This is a genomic window from Comamonas koreensis (assembly GCF_014076495.1).
Classification (GTDB): Bacteria; Pseudomonadota; Gammaproteobacteria; order Burkholderiales; family Burkholderiaceae_C; genus Comamonas; species Comamonas squillarum.
Genome location: NZ_CP043575.1, coordinates 1,629,075 through 1,649,342, shown reverse-complemented (window position 1 = coordinate 1,649,342; position 20,268 = coordinate 1,629,075). Strand labels below are relative to the sequence as shown.

Below are 20,268 nucleotides of genomic sequence, written 5' to 3'. Positions count from 1 at the left end.
GGCTGCGGCTTGGCAGGCAGGTGGCCGGGCCCATCAGAGCAGATCGAGCACCCGCTCGGGCGGGCGGCACAAACGGGCGCCCTTGGCGCTCACCACAATCGGCCGGTTGAGGAGCTCGGGGTGGGCGGCAATCTGCGCGATCAGCTCGGCATCGCTCAGGCCTTCGAGGCCCAGGTCCAGTTCCTGGTAAATGGCTTCCTTGCTACGCATCACCTCGCGCACTGGCAAACCCAGTTGGGCGATCAGCGCCGCCAGATGGGCGGCATCGAGCTGGGCATGGAGGTAGTCAACAACCCGGGGCTGGATGCCGCGCGCCTCAATCAGCGCCAGCGCGCCGCGCGAATTGCTGCAGCGCGGGTTGTGGTAGATGGTGATCGTGTCTTCTGGGGCCATGGCCCCGATCTTATTACAGAGAGGCTTCGAGCTCGGGCATGATGATGCGCGCCTTGGTCAGCGCCATGCCCAGATTGGCAGTGCGTCGGCAGACCAGCACGGCCACATACTCGGGGTTGGTCTTGCCGCGCATGAAGATGTGGATCAGGTTGTCGCTGTTGACGATGATCTCCTGGAAGTAGTGGTGGCCGTCGTCCTGCAGGCCACGCGACTTCTTGAACATGCGCTCGATCATCGAGACATTGGGGCCGTTGAAAAGGTCGGCCGTTGCAGCGGCCACCAGGTCGATCACCTCGCGCGGGTGCGAATCCACCGTGCGAATGGCCAGCAGCATGCCGGTGGCCACGTCGACATAGCCGGCAGCCAGGCATTCGGGCACAAAGGTGGCGACTTTCTGTAAAACGGTATCCATGGACATGAGTTGTGTTCCTTCAAAGTGGGTAGGTCAAGGGCCGACGCCAAACGGCGATCAGCCCATTTTTTCCAGCAGCATTTCCTCGTACGCCAGCAGCGCTCTCTCCTGCTGCTCGGACTGCACGTACTGCGGCTCGATCTCGCGCACACGGCGCAGCGCTTCTTCGGCGGTGACGCCTTCAAATACCAGCCAGGCGGCCAGCACGGTGCCGGTGCGGCCCAGGCCTGCCAGGCAGTGCACGGCCAGCACGTCACCGGCCAGCAGCAGGCGTTTCATCTTGAGCATCAGCATCTGCAGCTGCGACACCGAGGGCGGCTCGCGGTCATGCACGGGCAGATGCACATTGCGCAGGCCGTTGCGCGCCAGCGCCGCCTGGTCGATGTCGTTTTCGGTGAGCGACACCAGCACGGTGATGCCGCAGCGCTTCAAGGCCTGCATGTCCACATCGGCGTCGTTGACCACCCCTGGCAGCGGCGTGCCCGCCAGCTTGCCGGGCACCAGCCAGGCAAAGCCGCGCGGCCCGCGTGCGCCAGGCACAAAATGTTCGGCCGCCAGCACCGGATTGGCCAGCACCAGATCGGGCAATACCGCGCGCTGGCTTTGGCGTGCGGCCTGCGCAGCGGTGGGCGCCGGCGCGGCAACAGTGACAGGGGCTGGCTCGGCCTGCATGGCCTCTTGCACCGTTCGCTGCGGGGCCACCACCGCGCAGCTGCCGCTGCGCACAAACTGCTGGCCGGCGGGTGAATAAGGCGCAGAGAAAAAGCGCTCGGCGCGGCTCGTCTCCTGCACCGCGCCGCCGGCCAGCAGCAGCACATGGTCGGCCACGCGCTGGGCGTGGCGCTGGTTGTGGGTCACCAGCAGCACGGCGCGCTCCTGGGAAATGCGCTTGAGCAGCTCCAGCAGCAGGTAGCTGTCGTAGTCCTGCAGGTCGGCGGTGGGCTCGTCACACATCAGCAGCGCAGGCTCGGCCGCGGCCTCGCGCAAGATGGCAATGGCGCGCTGGTGCATTGCCGACAGCTCGATCGTCGTGCGCGCCAGCAGCGGCTGGATATCGGCAAAGCCCATGCGCTCCAGATAGGCCTCGCACCAGGCACGCCGGTCCAGGCCGGAGCGCGGATGGCTGTGTTGCAGCAGTTCGGTCAGCGAATCGAGCACGCTCGATTGCATCAGGCGCACATGCTGGCGCACCAGCTGGGGCCGGTGCGTGCCTGCCAGCGGCTGGCCGGCATAGCGCAGCTGCCCCCATTGCACAAAGCGCGGGTTCTCGTCATTGAGACCGGCCAGGCTGCGCAGCGCGGTGGACTTGCCCCCGCCCACCGGCCCCATAAGGGCTGTCACGGCGCAGGGCGCAATCTGCAGTTGCAAGCCGGAGAGGATGACCTTGTCGCCATAGGCCACGCCCCAGTTGTCTGTTTCCAGAACGGGTGTTGGTGTTTGCACGCGATGGGAGCCGCTGGGCGGCAGTGGGAGGTGGACAGGGAGCCAAGCCGGGCACGACCTCAGCGCGCCTGCCATCCGACCGAGCGGATGGTGACCATCCCGGTGATTCAAAAAACGAAACACCAATAGTCAATTAATGTTTCAAAAATGAAGTTTAGGGGGAAACCCGAAGTGATTGTTTGATCCAGATCAAATGCGATATAGGTCCGCTATGGATCCGGCGAGAACACCACAGAATTGCCAATTATTGCGGCCACAGCGCGCTGTGGGTCGACAGCACATGGCAAGCGTATAGCCGGACCTGCCCGCTGCGTCAACAGACAGGCAAAGACCCAGGAGCCGAGGACTCTCAGCGCGCAGCCGAGCTGCGCATGGTGCGGATCAGCAAGATGACCGGCACCAGCCCCACCAGCACCAGTGCCAGCGATGGCAGCGCCGCCTCTCCCAGGCGCTCATCGCGTGCCAGCTGGTAGGCGACGACGGCCAAGGTGTCGCTGTTGAAGGGCCGCAGCACCATCGTCGCGGGCAGCTCCTTCATCACATCGACAAACACCAGCAAGGCAGCGGTCAAGGCCGAGCGGCGCAGCAGCGGACCATGCACGCGGGCCAGCAGGCCGGCGCTGCCCACGCCCAGCATGCGCGCCGATTCATCGAGGCTCTTGGGAATGCGGGTGTAGCCGCTTTGCAAGGCCTGCAGCGCAATGGCGGTAAAGCGCACCAGGTAGGCCCAGATGATGCCGGTCGAGGTGGCGGTGATCAGCGCCGGAAAGCCCCATTGCGGAAACGCCTGCTGCACCCAGCCAACGGGCAGCAGCAAGCCCACCACAATCACCGCGCCAGGCACCGCATAGCCCAGGCTGATAAGGCCCACGGTGCTGCGTGTGACCCAGTCCTGGCTGCGGCGTGCAGCGTAGGCGGCCAGCATCGCAATGGCCACCGCCAGCACGGCGGTGATGGCGCCAAAGCGGATGCTGTTGCCCGCCCACTGCACAAAGCGGTCCAGCGGAATCACCGACCAATCGGCCGCCAGAGGCCGCAGCATGAACAGGACCGGCAGCACAAAGCCCAGCAGCACCGGCAGACCACAGACCAGCCAGGCAGCCAGGCAGCGCGCGCCTTGCAGGCGGTAGGGCTGGGCCTCGGCCGATGAGGCGCGCCCCACCCCGCTGGTGACAAAGCGCATGCGCCGCTGCGCGCGCAGCTCCAGCTGCAGCACCACCAGCACCAGGACCAGCAGCATCGTGGCCAGCTGGGCGGCAGCACTGCGGTTTTCCATCGCCAACCAGGCCTTGTAGATGCCGGTGGTAAAGGTCTGGATGCCAAAGTAGCTCACCACGCCAAAATCGGCCAGGGTCTCCATCATCACCAGCGCCACCCCGGCCACCACGGCAGGTCGCGCCATCGGCAAGGCCACCGTCCAGATGCGGCGCGGCATCGACGCGCCCAGCAGGCGCGCGGCCTCCATCAGGTGCGCGGCGCGCTCGCTCAGCGCCGTGCGCGCCAGCAGGTAGACATAGGGGTAGAGCGAGACCACAAACACCAGCACGGCGCCGCCCAGCGACCGCACCTCCGGCAGCAAGCGCCCTTCCCAGCCAAAGCTGGCACGCATCCACACCTGCAGCGGCCCGCTGAACTGCAGAAAGTCGGTATAGGCATAGGCCGTCACGTAGGCCGGCATCGCCAGCGGCAGCAGCAGCAGCCACTCCAGGGTCTTGCGGCCGCGAAAATCGAACAAGGTCACAGCCGCCGCGCACAAGCTGCCCAGCACCGCCGCGCCCAGCGCCACCATCAGGCCCAGCGCCACCGTTGTGCGGATATAGCCGGGCAGCACCGTGGCAAACATCTCCCGCACCACGGCAAAGGCATCGGCGTCATTGCCCGCCCCGGGCAGCCAGGCGCTAAAGACCGTGAGCACTGGCAACACCAACACCAGGGCAATGGCTACGAGCAGCAGCTGACGACGGAAGCGGGCAAGGTTTTGCAAATGCGAATCACTGACGGGCCAAAAGCTGGCGATTCTACCTGCGCCCTTGCGAAGGATCCTCTGCATAAATCCCTGCCATGGCCTGAACGCGGTCTCGGGCGATCCGCTGCGTTGTCTCCCTTGTCAATAGCTACGGCTATTCACTGCGAAAGACGCCTTGCGGCTCATCCCGATCCGCGTCCATTCCATCGGGCGAGGGTTATGCAAAGCATCCTTATGCCCTTGCCATTGGGCGGCCCTCTACAATGCCGCCATGTTTCTTGAGGTCTCCCAACTGAATGTGCGCTACGCCGGGCGCCCCCAGCCTGCCGTGGCGCAGGTGTCCTTGCAGCTGCAAGCTGGCGATATCGGGGTGCTGATTGGTCCCTCGGGCTGCGGCAAGACCACCTTGCTGCGCGCCGTGGCCGGGCTGGAGCCCATCAGCGGCGGCGAGATCCGGCTGCAAGGCCAGGTGGTCAGCAGCACCAGCACCAGCCTGCCGCCTGAGAAGCGCCGCATCGGCATGGTGTTCCAGGACTACGCCCTCTTCCCGCATTTGAGCGTCGGCAAGAATGTGGCCTTTGGCATCCACCAGCGGCCCAAGGCCGAGCAACAAGCGCGCGTGCAAGAGGTGCTGCGCCTGGTGGGGCTGGAGAACAGCGCTGCGCGCTACCCGCATGAGCTCTCGGGCGGCCAGCAGCAACGCGTGGCGCTGGCCCGGGCGCTGGCACCCGAGCCGCAGCTGATGCTGCTCGATGAACCCTTCTCCAACCTCGATGTGGATCTGCGCGAGCGCCTGGCCCATGAGCTGCGCGACATCCTCAAGGCCGCACGGGCGACCGCCCTCTTCGTCACCCATGACCAGCTCGAAGCCTTTGCCATTGGCGACCAGATCGGCGTGATGGAAAGCGGCCATCTGCACCAATGGGCCGATGCCACGACCCTGTTCCAAAAGCCGGCGAGCCGCTTTGTGGCCAACTTTATTGGCCATGGCAGCCTGCTGCCGGCCAGCCCGCTGCCTTCTGCACAGGGCTGGCAGCTGGACACCCCCCTCGGTTCCATTGCCACGCCTGAGGCCCCAGAGGCCTGCGATGTGCTGCTGCGCGCCAGCGAGGTGGTGTTTGACCCGGCATCGCCCTACCGGGCAACCCTGCTGCGCAAGTCGTTTCGGGGATCGCAGTTTTTGTACACCTTGCAGCTGCCCAGCCAGCAGCTGGTCTACGCCCAGGTCTCCAGCCAGCTGCAGCATGCGCTGGGCGAGAGCATTGGCCTGCGCGCCCAGCCCGAGCACCTGGTCTGCTTTGCGCCCGAGCACTGAGAACCTGTTCAATGACTCAAGCCCCGTTACGCGCGGGTCTCAAGCCCAACAAATCTCGTCCGTATCAGCGCTGCACCTGGCGCAACTGGTCCACTGCCGCCTGCAGCTCGGCCGACCAGTCGCGCCGGTTGCGGCCTGCGCTGCTTTGCGGCTCGCCATAGTTGAGCTGGGCCACCAGCGGCGGGGCCGTCACCGTGCGCCAGATGGAGCCCAGCAGGCTCTCATCGCCGACATAGCTGGGGGCGCTGCTCATGCGGCCGCTGTGCTTGTCGTAAAAGCACAGGCCCAGCGGCAGCACCGGGGCCTCAGCGGCAATCGCCGATTGCAGCAGGTTCGCATGGAAGGGTAGCAGCTGCTGGCCATCACCGGTGGTGCCTTCGGGAAACACGGCGACCATATCGCCGTTGCGCATGGCCTCTTCCATGCGGCTGACGGTGCGCATCGCATCGCGCCGGGAGTTGCGCTCGATGAACAAGGTGCCCGCAGCGCTGGCGAGCCCGCCAATCACCGGCCAGGCCTTGACGTCGGACTTGGAGACAAAGCGGCAGTGCCGGGCCGCATGGATGGCCGGAATATCGAGCCAGGACAGGTGGTTGGCAACAATCAGCAAGGGGCCCTGCTGGGGCACGGCGCCCAGCACGCGCAGCTCGATGCCGCAAAGCTGCATGAGCTTGCCGGCCCAGCGCTCCACCGCGCGGTTGCGCTCCTCATGGCCCATGCGGCCAAATTTCAGCCAGATCGTGATGACCCCGGTGGTGATATGCCCGCCCATGCGCGCAAGACGCCACAGGCCGATGAGGGAGCGAGTCAGTACGGGCATGGAGGGTCTATAGCGGCTCAGTTCGGGTGGCCCACGTCAGGCACATCCAGACTGCGCATGAACTGTTCAAGAATGATGCAGGCCGAGGCCGCATCGGCGTCGCGCGCGCCGTTGGCCAGCGCTTCGGTGGTGCTGTAGCGCTCGTCCACCTCGAACACCAGCAGGCCAAAGCGCCCCCGCAGCTGGCGCGCAAAACGCAGCGCCAGCGCCGTGTTCTCATGGGCGGCGCCATCGGGGTGAAAGGGAATGCCGACCACCAGCGCATCGGGCTGCCACTGCGCAATCAGGCTCTCCATCGGGGTGAAGCGGGCTTTTCCTTCGGCATGGATCGTCGGTAGCGGCCGGGCCGTGCCCAGCATGCGGGTGCCAAAGGCAGCGCCGGTGCGCTTCATGCCAAAGTCAAAGGCGATAAAGCTTTGCATGCGCGCCGCCTCGGCGAGCAAAGGCTTGGTGGCCGCGTCCGTCATGCGCGGCCTGCGGCGGCAGACAGCGCCCAGGGCTGCACGCCCAAAAGCGCCAGCGCGGTGTCATAGCGCTCGGCCACGGGCGTGTCAAAAATCACTCCGGCATCGGCATGCACCGTGAGCCAGGCGTTTTCGGTGATCTCCGACTCCAGCTGGCCTTCGCCCCAGGTCGAATAGCCCAGCGAGACCAGCACCCGGTGCGGGCCGGCGCCGGTGGACAGCGCTTCGAGCACATCGCGCGAGGTGGTCATCTCCAGCCCGCCAGGAATGGTCAGGGTGGCCGAGTACGCCGACTCATCGGCGGCGCCCGACTCGATCACGATCCGGTCGTGCAGCACAAAGCCGCGCTCGGTGTGCACCGGGCCGCCCTGGAACACGGGCTCGAGCTCCAGGTCCTCACGGCGCAGCGGCAGGTCGACCTTGTCAAACAGCTTGCCCATCGTGATGTCCGAGGGCTTGTTGATGATGATGCCCAGCGCGCCTTTTTCGCTGTGCTCACACACATAGACCACGCTGCGGCCAAACATCTCGTCTTGCATGCCAGGCATCGCAATCAGAAAGTGGTGGGTGAGGTTCATGGTCCCGGAAGTGTCGATCTCAGCGCTCATGGGAACCATTGTACGGGCAGGCTGCCGACCTTTTACCGGCACGGCTGTCTGCATGGGCTGCGGGACGTGCCATAAAAAAGGGCTGCCCGCAGGCAGCCCTTTTGGCCGGAGCCATGCAACCGATCAGTGCAGCGAACCGGCGTCGGCCGCCTTGATCTCATCGTCCAGCACGCACTGGCGTACCAGCGACAGCAGCACCTCATCGGCATAGGGCTTGCCCAGGTAGTGGTCCACGCCCAGGCTGGCGGCATGCTCGCGGTGCTTGTCGGCAATGCGCGAGGTGATCATCACCACCGGCAGGTCCTTCATCGCCGCATCGGCACGGATCTCGCGCACCAGCTCGAAGCCGTCCATGCGCGGCATCTCGATGTCCGACAGCACCATGACCGGGCGCTCTTCGCGCAGACGGTCCAGTGCCTGCAGGCCATCGGCAGCCAGTGCCACCCGGTAGCCTTCGCGCTGCAGCAGGCGCTGCGTCACGCGGCGCACGGTGATGGAGTCGTCGACCACCAGCACCAACGGCGTCTGCACCACTTGCTCGGCCAGCTCGCGCACCGGTGCCTTGGCCACCTCGGGGTGCACGGCCGCCTGGGCAATGCGCTCGGCGATCTGATCGCCATAGACGGTGTACAAAGCCACCGGGTTGTAGATCAGCACAATCGCGCCCGATGCCAGCACCGACATGCCTGCCAGACCTGGCAAACGCGCAAGCTGCGGGCCCAGGTTCTTGACCACGACTTCCTGGTTGCCCAGCACTTCATCGACGTGGACCGCCACCCGCTTGGTCGCTGAGCGCAGGATCACCACCGCACTGGTCTTCTCCGGCTCCTCGTTGCTGCGCAGGTTGCCCTGCAGCAGCGCGCCGGCAAAGTAGAACGGCAGCGCCTGCTCGTTGTCGGTGTAGATACTGTTGGCATGGGCCTGCTCGATCAGGGCCTTGGGCACGCGTCGCACATACTCCACCAGGTTGGCCGGCACGCCGAACTTGATGTCGCCCGCTCGCATCATCACCACCTGGGTGACGGCGGTGGTCAGCGGCATCACCATCTGGAAGCGCGTGCCCTTGCCCGTCTCCGAGGTGGTCACGATGTGGCCACCCAGCGACTGGATCTCGGTGCGCACCACGTCCATGCCGATACCCCGGCCCGACAGCTCGGACACCTCGGAGGCGGTGGAGAAGCCGGGCGCAAAAATCAGCTGCGCGGCCTGGTCCACATCGAGCGGCTCGTCGGCCGTGATCAGGCCCGACTGCACCGCCTTGCGGCGAATGGCATCGAGCTGCAGGCCGGCGCCGTCGTCGTGGATGGACACGGCGATATCGTTGCCTTCCTGGCGCACATCGATGGCGATGGTGCCCACCGGCTGCTTGCCCTGGGCCTTGCGCTCCTCGGGCGACTCAATACCGTGCGCCACGCTGTTGCGCAGCAAGTGCTCGAACGCCGGGGTCACCCGGTCCAGAACGCCCCGGTCGATCTCGATCGAGGCGCCGGTGATGTCGAGCTTGACCTGCTTGCCCAGCTCCTTGGAGATCTGGCGCACGATCGCATACAGGCGCTCGGAGATGGAGTCGAACTCCACCATGCGCGTGCGCAGCAGGTCGCGCTGCAGCTCACGGGCTTGGCGGCCCTGGGCAATCAGATCGTCTTCGGCGCCTTCGGCCGTACGCTGCAGATTGCGCTGCACGGTGCCCACGTCGTTGACCGACTCGGCCATCATGCGGGTGAGTTCCTGCACGCGGGTGAAGCGGTCGAACTCCAGCGGGTCAAAGCCCGAGTCCGAATCCTTTGCCAGCGCCATGCGCGACTGCATCTGCGACTCGGCCTGCATCTCCACATCGCGCAGCAAGGTGCGCAAGCGCTCCAGGTTGCTCGACATGTCCTTGATGGACGAGCGGATGTTGCTCAGGCGCATATCGAGGCGCGAGCGTGCAATCAGCACCTCGCCTGCCTCGTTGACCAGGCGGTCGAGCAGCTGCGAGCGCACACGCACCGACTGGCCGGCCGCGGCGCGCACCGGCGCCATGCGCAGCATCAGCGGCTTGTGCTGGACACCAGCGCCTGCGTCGGCCGTATCTGCCGCTTGCGCAGCCTGCTCGGCACCAGCGCTTTCCTGGGCGGCTGGCGTGCTGGCGGCCACTTCGGCCACCACTTCGCCCATCTCGGTCGCGGGTGGTACCTGCTGGGGCAAGGCGCCTTCTGCCAGCACCTGGTTGCCACGCTCTTGCAGGCCGACAAACTCGTGCTGCAGGCCGTCATAGCGCGCCAACAGAATCTCGATGTCCTGGCTGGTCAGGTTTTCCGTGCCAATGTCCTCGACCTCGGACTCCATGCGGTGCGACATCTCGCCCAGGCGCATCGCGCCCGCCAGCCGTGCACTGCCCTTGAGGGTGTGCAGATGACGCAGCACTTCGCCGCGCGGGGGCAGGTACTGCGCGTCGGCCGACCATTCCCGCAAGGCCGCGCCTAGCTTGGGCAGCAACTCCTGCGCTTCTTCCTCGAAGATCAGGAACAGGTCCGGGTCGATGACGTCGACCACTTCGATCGCATCGTCGTTGCGCAGCTCCAGCATATCGGGCAAGGCGGCTGAGGATACCGCTGCAGGCGCAAACGTGCGCACCGGCTCGGCCGCCGCAGGTGCGTGCTCGCGCAGCTCGGCCAGGCCCGAGGGCTCGGCGTCGAACTCGGCCATGCCGTAAGGAGGATGCAGCTGCGAGTTGACTTCCTGGTTGGCGATATCGACCAGGTCCTGCACGACGATCTCGCTGGCAGGTTTGACAAAACCGGCTGCCAGTTGGTGCAGCAGCTTGCGAATCTCCGAGCCCGCCGCCTGACAGGTATTGAGCCAGGAGACCTCCGGGTTGGAGAAGTTGTGGATATGGGAGAGCGCATGCTCGAGCGCGCGTGCCAGCTCGGACAGCGAGCCAAAGCCCACCGTGGACGAGCTGCCCGCCAGCGAATGGGCATAGGCAATCGCATCTTCGGGGAAGTTGCGGTTGGGCGCCTGGGCCCAGGCGTACAGCACCTTCTCCAGGTTGTGCGACCAGTTCTCCGCCTCTGCCAGGTAGACATTGAAGAGCGCGGTACTGACACCCAGCACATTGGCCACCTCGGCAGGCTCCTCGTTGTCCGCCACGGCCGGGGCTGTCGGAGCGGCATCCGGCGCCAGCGCTTCTACCAAAGCCTCTGGCTGCACAGGCACTTCGGGTGCTTCCTGCGCTGCAGGCACTTCGGCAGGGGCTTCCGGTTCGGCGGGTGCTTCCAGCTCGGCGACGGCTTCGGGCTGCAGCACCGCCTCAGGCTCCGGCACAGCGGCAGGGGCCAGCGCTTCGCCCAGGCTTTCTGCCGCGGTGTCCACGTGCTGCGCTTGCTCGGGCTGTGCAACGAGCGGGGTTTCCACCGCGCCCGTGGCCACTGCAGGCAGCACCAGGTCGGCGGGCACTTCCAGCCAGGTCTGGGGCTCGGCCACAGGTTCTTCGGGCAGCGCTTCCAGCTCGGGCAGCATGGTGTCTGCAAACTCTATGGAGTCGAAAGCGGTGGCGGCAGGCTGCGCGGAGGGCGCAGATGACTCAGGGGCAAGGGGCAGCCCCGTCAAATCCAGCGAAGGCAGCTCCAGCGGCAAGCGGGTCGGTGCGGGATCGAGCTTGGCTGCCTCGTCCTCGGCCACAAACTCCAGGCCGGCATCCATCGAGACAAAGTCCAGCGCGCTGTCATGGGGCTGCAGCGACTCGGGGGCCTGCACAGGGGCAGTCTTGGCCTCGGCACTGGCCATGGCCTGCGCGAACTCGGAGAAGTCCACTTCCTCGGCGCTTTCGGGCGCCATGGCCAGCGGCACCAGACCCGAAGGCGTGGTGAGTTCCGGCGCGGGCGCCAGTGCAGCGGGTGGATTGAGCTCCAGGTCGATGCCGTCGAGCGGCCATACCAGCGCGGGCGTTGCCTCGGCCTGGGCCACAAGCGCGGGGGCATCGTCCTCCACCGGCAGCTCCAGCTCGGCCAGGGCCTGGGCAGTCTCTACCGCGTCAGGGGCATCGGCCTCCAGCGCCATTTGCTGCGTATCGTGGGGCCATTCCTCGGCCTCGGGGGCCTGGCCTGGCTCGGCGGGCACCACCAGTGGCAGGTGCAGGCCATCGATGCGCATGGCATCGGCCGAGATGCGGAAGATCTCGGGGTTCCAGGTGGACTGGCGCTGCGCGCCAATGTCCTCGGCCCAGCGGCCAAAGCCGGTCAGTGCCTCGGCGCTCAGCGCCAGCAGCGGCGCATTGGCCGGCTTGTGCTCGGCCAGCCAGCTGTTGAGCACCTGCTCCATCGACCAGGCGGCATCGCCATACTGGACCAGCCCGACCATGCGCGAGCTGCCCTTGAGCGTGTGGAAGGCGCGGCGCAGGGTCGTCAGCGCCTCGGCATCGGCCGCGTTACGGCGCAAGGACTGCAGCGCCTGGCCGCCGGTCTGCACGACCGACTGGGCTTCTTCCAAAAAGATTTCCAGCAGCTCTTCGTCCAGCGATTCATCCGATGCCTCTGGCTGTGCTGCAGCGACCACCACCGGCGCGGGCGCCGGCGCTGGTGCATGCACCGGCGTGGGCGCAAAAAACTGCAGATCGGGCGCGAGCACCGCAGGCGCCTTGGGCGCCGGAGCGGGGCTGGCATCGAACAGCGGCGCCGGAATGGTGGGCGCAAAGTAGACGGAATCGTCTTCCGGCTCTTCAGGCACCGCAGGCGCTGCGACCGGCGCTGCTGCCACAGGCACAGGGGCAGGTGCGACATCGCCGGCCTTTTGCGTGCCCATCACAATGCGCAGCTCGCCGCTGGTCGCATCAAACACAAAGAGCTTGCGCGCCAAGGTGCGCTGGTAGCCCAGCATGTCGAGCAGGAAGCCCAGCGCGCCCAGGCTGTTGCCCAGCTTTTCGAACACGACCGGCTTGTCCTCGTCGGCCACCTGGCCGGCCGCGAGCTGGTCCACCACGGTGCGCAGGTGCTGCGTGGCAGCAACGGCCTGGTCCAGGCCCAGCACCGACAGCACGCCGCGCATCTGCGACAGCGAACCGGTGACGGTGCCCAGCATCGAGACATCGTCGGGGTTGCGGAAATACTGGTCCAGGTGCTTTTCGGCCTCGGCCAAGGTGGAGTGCAGTTCATCGACCACGCTGCCCATGGTCTGGTGGTCGCTGACGCGGCGGTACAGCTCCTCGACCCAGGTCTCCAGCGGCTCGGGTGGCTGGTCGGCCAGCACATGGTCCAGGCGCTGCGCCAGGCGGTCGGCGCGCTCGCGCATCAGCGCGGGCTTGACATCGAGCGACTCCAGATTGGCCTGCAGGTACAGCACGGCCGTGGCCACTTCCATGGCCATCGGCGTCGACGGTGGCGTGCTGGTACTCACCAGCCGCTCGGTGACGCGGCCCAGCGCTGCACCCAGCTCGTCGGCACCGATATGCAGCTTGTGCAGCGATTCGCGGATCAGGTGGAACTGGTCGGCCACCGGCTTGATCTTGTAGCGGTCGCCATCGGCAAGCGACGACCACAGCTCGGCAGCGGACTCCAGGCGCTTGCGCGCCTGCGCCAGCACGGCCGGGTCATACTGGCCAAACCGCTCCTGGCCGTAGTTGACGCCTTGCAGTGCTTCCGTCTGCAGGCTGACGCGCACCGCTTGGAGCACCGCCGCCTTGGCCTCATCGGGGCCCTGGGCCACGGCACAGAAGAAATTCAGCTCATGCTGCAGGCCCTGGTCCACATCGCTGCTACCCTTGGCGTGCGCTGCGAACTGCATGATGACCCGCGACGCCGAGCGCTTCACATAGAGGTCGGGGTCGAGCAACTTGTACGCGAGCGCGTCAAAGAAGCCTGCGGCCACCTTCCAGAACAGCTTCAGGGGTTTTTGCGTCTGGCCCTGGGCCAGGCCCAGGCAGACGGCTGTCAAATCCTGCGCAGCGCGGCTGTCGGCAGACTTGATGATCTGCAGCATGTCCGAGTCCAGGCGCTCACGCGCGCTGCGGTCCAGCGGCAGCGCGGCCACGGCCGGGGTCAGCGGCTCCTGCTGCGCTTGGTCGCCATGCCACAGGTCGGCCGGGTGGACGCGCTCCACGCCGGCAAAGGCCTGCATCTCTTTGTACTGCGGAAACAAGGCCACAAAGGAGACGTTGCGGCCCTTGAGCACATGGCTCAGGTACTCCAACAGCGCAAACGAGGTCTTCTCCATCAGCGCCACCGATTTCTCGGTGCACAGATGGGGCTTGGCCGCAAAGCGCTGCGCGGCCACCTCCATCAAACCCACCAGCTCGGCGGCCTGGTCGACACCCACCATTTGCAAGGCACCCTTGACCTGGTGCAGGTACTGCTTGGCCACGCGGATACCGGTGGTGTCGATAGCCTCCAGATCCGATACCTTGGCCGCTTCCACATCCCGGCTGTAGCGAAGCAATGCCTTGACCGTGGATTCCAATGACCGGCGTACCTCGTCATTGATCCACGCCAATGGCCCGAGATCCCTCTCTTCTGTTGGCTGTGCGTTTTCCGCTTTATTTTCAATAGCTATAGACATGCAACAGTCCCCGATTGCGGGTCAAAATTAAACAGCAGGCATGGGGTCAGGCAATCTTGAACCGAGACACCGACTGGCGCAGCTCCTCGGCCATTTGCGACAGCTCACGCACCTGCTGCGCCGTGGTACGGGTGCCATCACTGGTCTGCTCCGTCACCGCAAAAATATGCTGGATATTCTCCGCCACATCATTGGCCTGAACGGCTTCATCGGACGCGGAACGCGAAATCTGTTGAATCAGATCTGCCAGCTCACGCGACACACGGTCAATCTCCGCCAGTGCCGTACCGGCGCTGTCTGACAGACGGGCCCCTTCCACCACACCCTGGGTCGAGCGTTCCATAGCGGCCACCGCGTCCTGGGTGTCGGTCTGAATCGCCTTCACCAGCACCGAGATCTGGCGCGTTGCATCCGCAGAGCGTTCAGCCAGGCGCTGCACTTCTTCGGCCACCACCGAGAAGCCGCGACCGGCTTCACCTGCGGACGCAGCCTGAATGGCCGCGTTCAACGCCAGCACGTTGGTCTGTTCGGTAATGTCCGAGATCAGGTCGGTAATTTCACCAATCTCTTGCGAGGACTCGCCCAGGCGCTTGATACGCTTGGAGGTGTCCTGGATCTGGTCACGGATAGAGTTCATACCACCGATCGCGTTTTCCACGGCCTGCAGACCGGACTCGGCAGCCATCAGCGATTTGCGCGCCACCGAGGCCGATTCCTGCGCCTGCGAGGACACGAGGTTAATACGGGTTGCCATGTCCAAAATGGACTTGCCGGTTTCGCGAATCTCGCGCAGCTGCTCGGTCGAGGCGGCCAGCAGTTCGGTCGAGGTGGCATCCACCGTCGACGTGGTTTGCGCCACGCGGGTCGCCGTGTTCTGCACGCTGCCCACCAGCATGCGCAGCTCTTCCACCGTGTAGTTCACCGAGTCGGCAATCGCGCCGGTGATGTCCTCGGTCACGGTCGCTTCCTGGGTCAGATCCCCTTCAGCGACGGACTGCAACTCGTTCATCAGGCGCAAAATAGCCGCCTGGTTGGCGTCGTTGAGGCGCTTGGCCTCCTGCTCCTGGCGGGTTGCTTCTTGCTGCAGCGATTCGGCAGAGCGGCGGCGGTTCAAGCTGTCTGCCAGCTGCAGACGCACCAGGCCCCAGACACCCAGGCCCACCAGCAAGGCGGCCAGCACAATGCCCACCAGGTACAGCCAGACGCGGTCGGACCAGCTGTTCAGATCTGCCTGCAACACTTCCAGGCCCTTGCGCAGCGGATCGCTGGCCGACTGGATCGAGACTTCGGCCTCACGGGCCTCCGAGATGCCCTTGAGGTTGCTCAGCACCGAGGAGCCGTCCTTCAAGGTGATGTCGTACTGGGTCGACAGCTCCAGCAGCTTGTCGCGCACGGCGCCGTCACGGGCGGGGCTCAGGCGCAGCTCGGCACTGCCGTTGAGCAGGCCGGCGACGATTTCCTTGAAGGTGTTCAAGTCCTTGCCCAGCAGGAACACCGCTTCGGCATTGGCACCGGAGGCGCTTTGGAAGTCGTTGGCCGACTTGCCGATACGCTGGGTCAGCATGGCCAGCTGGCTGGCGGCGGCAATTTCAGCGGTCGGTGCTGCTTGCTGCAGCTTCAGGCTCACCACCGCCTCGCTCAGCTCCAGCAGGGTCTGGGTGTTCTTGTGAATCGCCTGCAAGTCCTTGTTCATCGCGACCAGCGAGGCCTTTTGCTTGACCACGGCATCGCTCTTGCTTGCGGTACGGTCAGAGGCTTCCACCAGCGGCGCCAGCACATCGGCGTAGGAGCTGCCCAGCGCCTTGATGGCCGGGTCGTCCGAGCCCATGTTCAGGCCGTCGATGTTCTTTTTCAGAATCGACGAGGCTTCTGCCACTTCGGCAAACGCCTGCTCGTTACCGTTGACGGCCTGGCCCACCGATTTGGCCAGACGCTGCGACTGGGTCAGAGCCTGGCCGGTCGCGGCCAGCTGGCCACCAGTGGTGCGCGACTGCAAAATCGCCCACACCGCCAGGCCAAAGAACACCACCAGACCGACGACCACGATGGTCAGCAAGGTCTTCTGGTGCTTGGCAGCCGGCGCGGCGCCCAGAATGGGCAAGGTCACCAGGTCTTCGCTGGCGGTATCGCCTTCGACCAGCTGGGCCATGTAGTCATCCTGCACCGCAGCGCCCGAGGCGCTTGCCGCCGTCTTGGCGGGCGGCACGCCGTCACCGGTCGAGCCTTCGGAGAGCATTACCTGGTCACCATCTGGGAAGATGCTGACACCTGGGTCTGCCACGTCTTCTTTGCGTTTGAATAATTTGTTGAACATACAAATACCGAAAAGGATGAAGCCGCGGAAGCCCCGCACTAAACCGTGATATCGAGAAAATCGGGCGCATTGGCCAGCAGCTGCAGGTTGAGTTCCTGCCACTGCTCGCCATTGGCGGATAGGTACAACGCACCAAAAAATTCCGGCGCATCGGCCGGTTTGTCTTTGGATTGCGAAAAATCATTGCTGCCGCGCAAGCCTTCGAGCTGCTCGACAAACAGTGCGGCATTGACGCCCATCATGGGATTGAGCGCGACCACCGAGGCCCCGGCAAACACCTGCTCACTGCGCGCGACGGGCAGGCCCAGCATGCGGGCCAAATCCACCACCGTCAACAAAATACCCCGAATGCTGGTCACGCCGAGCATCCAGGGTTTGGTGTAGGGTACAGGCTCCACCCCGCTCCAGCCCAGCACTTCGCCAGACTGGCTCAAAGGCAGCAGAAAGTTCTTGCCACTGATCTTGACGGCCAACCACGAGGCACCTACTGCGGTCTGGTTGCGTGCCTGGCTCAGACGATCGGCCAGCCGGGTTTGCAGCTCTCGCAAGTCTTCGCGCTGTGCCATGCCTTATCCCAGTGCCTCGATCTTGGCCTTGAGTTCGGCCGGATCCACCGGTTTGGTCACATAGCCACGCGCGCCCTGGCGCATGCCCCAGACCCGGTCGGTTTCCTGGTTCTTGCTGGTGCACATGATGATCGGGATATCCGCATACTCGGGGCTGCGGGTGATCAGACGGGTCAGCTGAAAGCCGTTCTGTCCGGGCATCACCACGTCCATCAGAATCAGGTCAGGGCGGTCTTCCGACAGGCGCAGCATCGCCTCGTCCGAGTTTTGCGCAGTGCGCACCACCATACCCTGGCGTACAAGCAGATCGCTCAAAAACATCAATTCAGTTTTTGAGTCATCAACGATAAGAACTTTTTGAATAGGCACGACCCCTCCTTAACGCTCGGCAACGAAACGTCCGACGGTTTCCAGTAATTGATCTTTGGTAAATGGCTTGGTGAGGTAGTCTTCACACCCCACCATTCGTCCCCGGGCCTTGTCAAAGACGCCGTCCTTGGACGACAGCATGACCACGGGTGTCGATGCAAAAGCATCATTGCGCTTGACGATGGCGCAGGTTTGGTAGCCGTCCAGTTTTGGCATCAGGATGTCGCAAAACACCATGTCCGGCTTGAAATCGTTGATTTTGGAGAGGGCGTCGAAGCCGTCTTCGGCAAGCAGCACCTCATAGCCGCCCTGCTTGAGAAAAATCTCAGCACTTCTGCGAATGGTATTGCTATCGTCGACCACCAATACCTTGAAGTTGTCTGCGGAAACTGTCACCGGCCACCCTCCTCATTGCATGTCATGAAATGTGAATGCACGCGGCAGCCAAGGCTGACAAAGCCCCTCCCACCCGTTTGCATTGAACACATACGCCCTATGGCAATTTTTCTTTCGACGAATCCGCATGTGCTGGAGATGCATTTTGCACCACAGCGCGTACACTGCATCCGTCGTCCCTGCTCCTAATTTTGAAAAGCTTACAGAGGCTTTACATAGAATGCAACGATTGTAGCTTTTCAACACAGATTTAACGGTGATTCCCGTACCAATGTGCCTTATCTCGTTGACCTATGACATCCTCCTTGACAAACCAGCCAGAATCCAGCCCGAGTGAGAGCACGTTGGCCGCCACGATCGATACCGCCAGTATCCTGTGCATCAACGCCAATGACCCCAGTGGCGCAGGCGGCACCAATGCCGATGCGCTGGCCGTGGCCTCCATGGGCGGCCACCCCTGCACCGTGGTCACCGGTGCCTTGATCCGTGACACCCTCGACACCATCGACTTTTATCCGCTCTCTGATGATGCGGTACAAAAACAGGCGCAGACCATATTGCAGGATATTCCCATCCGCGCGATCAAATTGGGCTTCCTGGGCTCGATCGAAAACATCAGGGTGTGTGCAGAAGTAACGAACGACTACCCAGATGTTCCGGTGGTGGCCTATGTGGCCGGCATGGCCTGGTGGGACAGCGAACTGATCGACGACTACCTGGACGCCTACCAAGAGCTGCTGCTGCCCCAGGTGACCGTACTGGTGGGTGCCTATGGCCTGCTGTGGCGCTGGCTTTTGCCCGATCGCACTTCCGAGCACCGCCCCAGCCCCCGTGACATTGCCAAAGCCGCCGCCGACCACGGCGTGCCCTTTGTGCTGGTCACCGGCATCCCCGCCCACGACCAGCATGTGGAAAACGTCCTCGCCTCGGCCGACACCATCTACGGCAGCGGCGAGTTCGAACTGTTCGAGACCGAATACATCGGTGCGGGCGACACCTTGAGCGCCGCCCTCACCGCCTTGCTGGCCACCGAGGTGCCGCTGAGCGACGCCACCGCCGAAGCGATGACCTACCTGGACAAGTGCCTCGAAGGCGGCCTGCGCCCCGGCATGGGCAAGACTGTGCCCGACCGCCTCTTCTGGGTGCATGCCGATGACGAAGAAGAAGACGAGAGCGAAGCGGCCGATGAGGGTGGCGGTATCGATACCCGCCCGCTCTAAAACCTGTTCAAAAGCCTGCGCATTCCAGTGCAGTGAATACCGGATTGACAGCCCCAAGCGCCCGCTTGGCCGACAATCCAAGGCCAGTGTAGATGTGAGCCCCTTATGACGATCGATAAAAACGCCCAGTTGTTTGAACGTGCCCGCCAGGTGATCCCCGGTGGCGTGAACTCGCCCGTGCGGGCCTTCAATGCGGTGGGCGGCACGCCGGCCTTCATTGCCCGCGCCCAGGGCGCGCACCTGTTCGATGCCAATGACAAGCAGTATGTGGACTACATCGGCTCCTGGGGCCCGATGATTTTGGGCCATGGCCACCCGCAGGTGCTGAGCGCCGTGCAGGCCGCGCTGCTCGAAGGCTTCTCCTTCGGCGCGCCAACCGAGCGCGAGATCGCGCTGTCCGAAGCCATCTTGAAGCTGATGCCCTCGATGGACATGGTGCGCCTGGTCAGCTCCGGCACCGAAGCGGGCATGAGCGCGATCCGCCTGGCGCGCGGCTTTACCGGCCGCAACAAGATCATCAAGTTCAACGGCTGCTACCACGGCCACGCCGATGCGCTGCTGGTCAAGGCCGGCTCGGGCCTGGCGACCTTTGGCGCCTCGTCCTCGGCCGGTGTGCCCAGCCATGTGGTGCAGGACACCATCGTGCTGGAGTACAACGACATCGGCCAGTTGGAAGAGGCCTTTGCCAAGTACGACGACCAGATCGCCTGCGTGATCATGGAGCCCATTGCCGGCAACATGAACTTTGTGCGCGCCAGCACCGCGTTTACCCGCCGCATCAGCGAGCTGACCAAGGAACATGGCGCGCTGCTGATCTACGACGAGGTGATGACCGGTTTCCGCGTGGCCCTGGGCAGCGCGCAGAGCCTGTATGCGCAGCAGATCCCCGGCTTCCAACCCGACATTACGGTCCTGGGCAAGGTGATTGGCGGCGGCATGCCGATGGCCGCCTTTGGCGCGCGCCGCGAGATCATGGAAAAGCTCTCGCCGCTGGGCCCGGTCTACCAGGCCGGCACCTTGTCGGGCAACCCCATTGCCACCGCCTGCGGTCTGCAGACCCTGGCGCTGATCAGCCAGCCGGGCTTCCATGAAGCGCTGCATGCCAAGACCGGCCAGCTGATGGCCGGCCTCAAGGCCGAGGCCGATGCCGCCGGCATCCCCTTCAGCGTGGACCACCAGGGCGGCCTGTTCGGCTTCTTCCTGCTGCCCGAGCTGCCCAGCCACTACGAGGCAGTGATGAAGAGCGACAAGCCGCTGTTCAACAAGTTCTTCCACGGCATGCTCGCGCGCGGCCACTACTTTGCGCCGGCACTGTACGAGGCCGGCTTTGTCAGCAGCGCGCACACCGATGCCGACATCGAAGCCACCATCGACGCGGCCCGCGAAGTCTTCAAGACCTTGTAAGCCACGTCCCCCTCCTCTGCCAGCGCTTCTGGCGGGCATAAAAAAAA

The 20,268-nt window shown here is 64.6% G+C and carries 15 protein-coding genes; 3 read left to right on the top strand and 12 right to left on the bottom strand.

The window, feature by feature from the left end; translation table 11 throughout:
* Positions 1–33: 33 nt before the first annotated feature.
* From arsC to F0Q04_RS07345, 4 genes are all read right to left on the bottom strand, one after another.
* A complete protein-coding gene (arsC, locus tag F0Q04_RS07360) occupies positions 34–393 on the bottom strand; it encodes an arsenate reductase (glutaredoxin) (protein ID WP_116924646.1) in 360 nt (119 codons plus the stop codon).
* A gap of 13 nt (positions 394–406) precedes the next feature.
* Positions 407–811 (bottom strand): hypothetical protein, encoded by a 405-nt coding sequence (locus F0Q04_RS07355; RefSeq protein ID WP_116924645.1) that lies wholly within the window; start codon positions 809–811, stop codon positions 407–409.
* 51 nt (positions 812–862) lie between these two features.
* Positions 863–2,248: an ATP-binding cassette domain-containing protein gene (locus tag F0Q04_RS07350; protein WP_232539540.1), complete on the bottom strand. Its 1,386-nt coding sequence runs from the start codon at positions 2,246–2,248 to the stop codon at positions 863–865.
* Between the two features lie 349 nt (positions 2,249–2,597).
* On the bottom strand, positions 2,598–4,232 hold the full coding sequence (locus tag F0Q04_RS07345; RefSeq protein ID WP_116924643.1) for an ABC transporter permease: 1,635 nt from the start codon (positions 4,230–4,232) through the stop codon (positions 2,598–2,600).
* A gap of 253 nt (positions 4,233–4,485) precedes the next feature.
* Between F0Q04_RS07345 and F0Q04_RS07340 the strand changes: the two genes are divergently transcribed.
* Positions 4,486–5,529: an ABC transporter ATP-binding protein gene (locus tag F0Q04_RS07340; protein ID WP_182345064.1), complete on the top strand. Its 1,044-nt coding sequence runs from the start codon at positions 4,486–4,488 to the stop codon at positions 5,527–5,529.
* A gap of 64 nt (positions 5,530–5,593) precedes the next feature.
* Here the strand turns inward: F0Q04_RS07340 and F0Q04_RS07335 are convergent, their stop codons facing one another.
* The 8 genes from F0Q04_RS07335 to F0Q04_RS07300 form a co-directional block, all read right to left on the bottom strand.
* Positions 5,594–6,349, bottom strand: a complete 756-nt coding sequence (locus F0Q04_RS07335) for a lysophospholipid acyltransferase family protein (RefSeq protein ID WP_182345063.1) — start codon at positions 6,347–6,349, stop codon at positions 5,594–5,596.
* Between the two features lie 17 nt (positions 6,350–6,366).
* Complete coding sequence (gene ruvX / locus F0Q04_RS07330; protein ID WP_116924640.1) at positions 6,367–6,816, bottom strand: Holliday junction resolvase RuvX; 450 nt, start codon at positions 6,814–6,816, stop codon at positions 6,367–6,369.
* Positions 6,813–7,421, bottom strand: coding sequence for a YqgE/AlgH family protein (locus F0Q04_RS07325; RefSeq protein ID WP_116924639.1), 609 nt, complete (start codon positions 7,419–7,421; stop codon positions 6,813–6,815). The genes ruvX and F0Q04_RS07325 overlap by 4 nt, the downstream gene beginning before the upstream one ends.
* Before the next feature lie 123 nt (positions 7,422–7,544).
* A complete protein-coding gene (locus tag F0Q04_RS07320; protein WP_182345062.1) occupies positions 7,545–13,952 on the bottom strand; it encodes an Hpt domain-containing protein in 6,408 nt (2,135 codons plus the stop codon).
* A gap of 46 nt (positions 13,953–13,998) precedes the next feature.
* A complete protein-coding gene (locus F0Q04_RS07315) occupies positions 13,999–16,266 on the bottom strand; it encodes a methyl-accepting chemotaxis protein (protein ID WP_232539538.1) in 2,268 nt (755 codons plus the stop codon).
* A gap of 38 nt (positions 16,267–16,304) precedes the next feature.
* Entirely contained in the window at positions 16,305–16,832 is a 528-nt protein-coding gene (locus F0Q04_RS07310; protein ID WP_021027284.1) for a chemotaxis protein CheW, read from the bottom strand.
* A gap of 3 nt (positions 16,833–16,835) precedes the next feature.
* A complete protein-coding gene (locus F0Q04_RS07305) occupies positions 16,836–17,201 on the bottom strand; it encodes a response regulator (RefSeq protein ID WP_021027285.1) in 366 nt (121 codons plus the stop codon).
* Positions 17,202–17,210: 9 nt separating this feature from the next.
* Positions 17,211–17,597 (bottom strand): response regulator, encoded by a 387-nt coding sequence (locus F0Q04_RS07300; RefSeq protein WP_021027286.1) that lies wholly within the window; start codon positions 17,595–17,597, stop codon positions 17,211–17,213.
* Between the two features lie 305 nt (positions 17,598–17,902).
* Between F0Q04_RS07300 and thiD the strand changes: the two genes are divergently transcribed.
* A complete protein-coding gene (thiD, locus tag F0Q04_RS07295; protein ID WP_232539537.1) occupies positions 17,903–18,817 on the top strand; it encodes a bifunctional hydroxymethylpyrimidine kinase/phosphomethylpyrimidine kinase in 915 nt (304 codons plus the stop codon).
* 105 nt (positions 18,818–18,922) lie between these two features.
* Complete coding sequence (gene hemL, locus F0Q04_RS07290) at positions 18,923–20,221, top strand: glutamate-1-semialdehyde 2,1-aminomutase (protein WP_116924636.1); 1,299 nt, start codon at positions 18,923–18,925, stop codon at positions 20,219–20,221.
* The last annotated feature ends 47 nt before the right edge of the window (positions 20,222–20,268 follow it).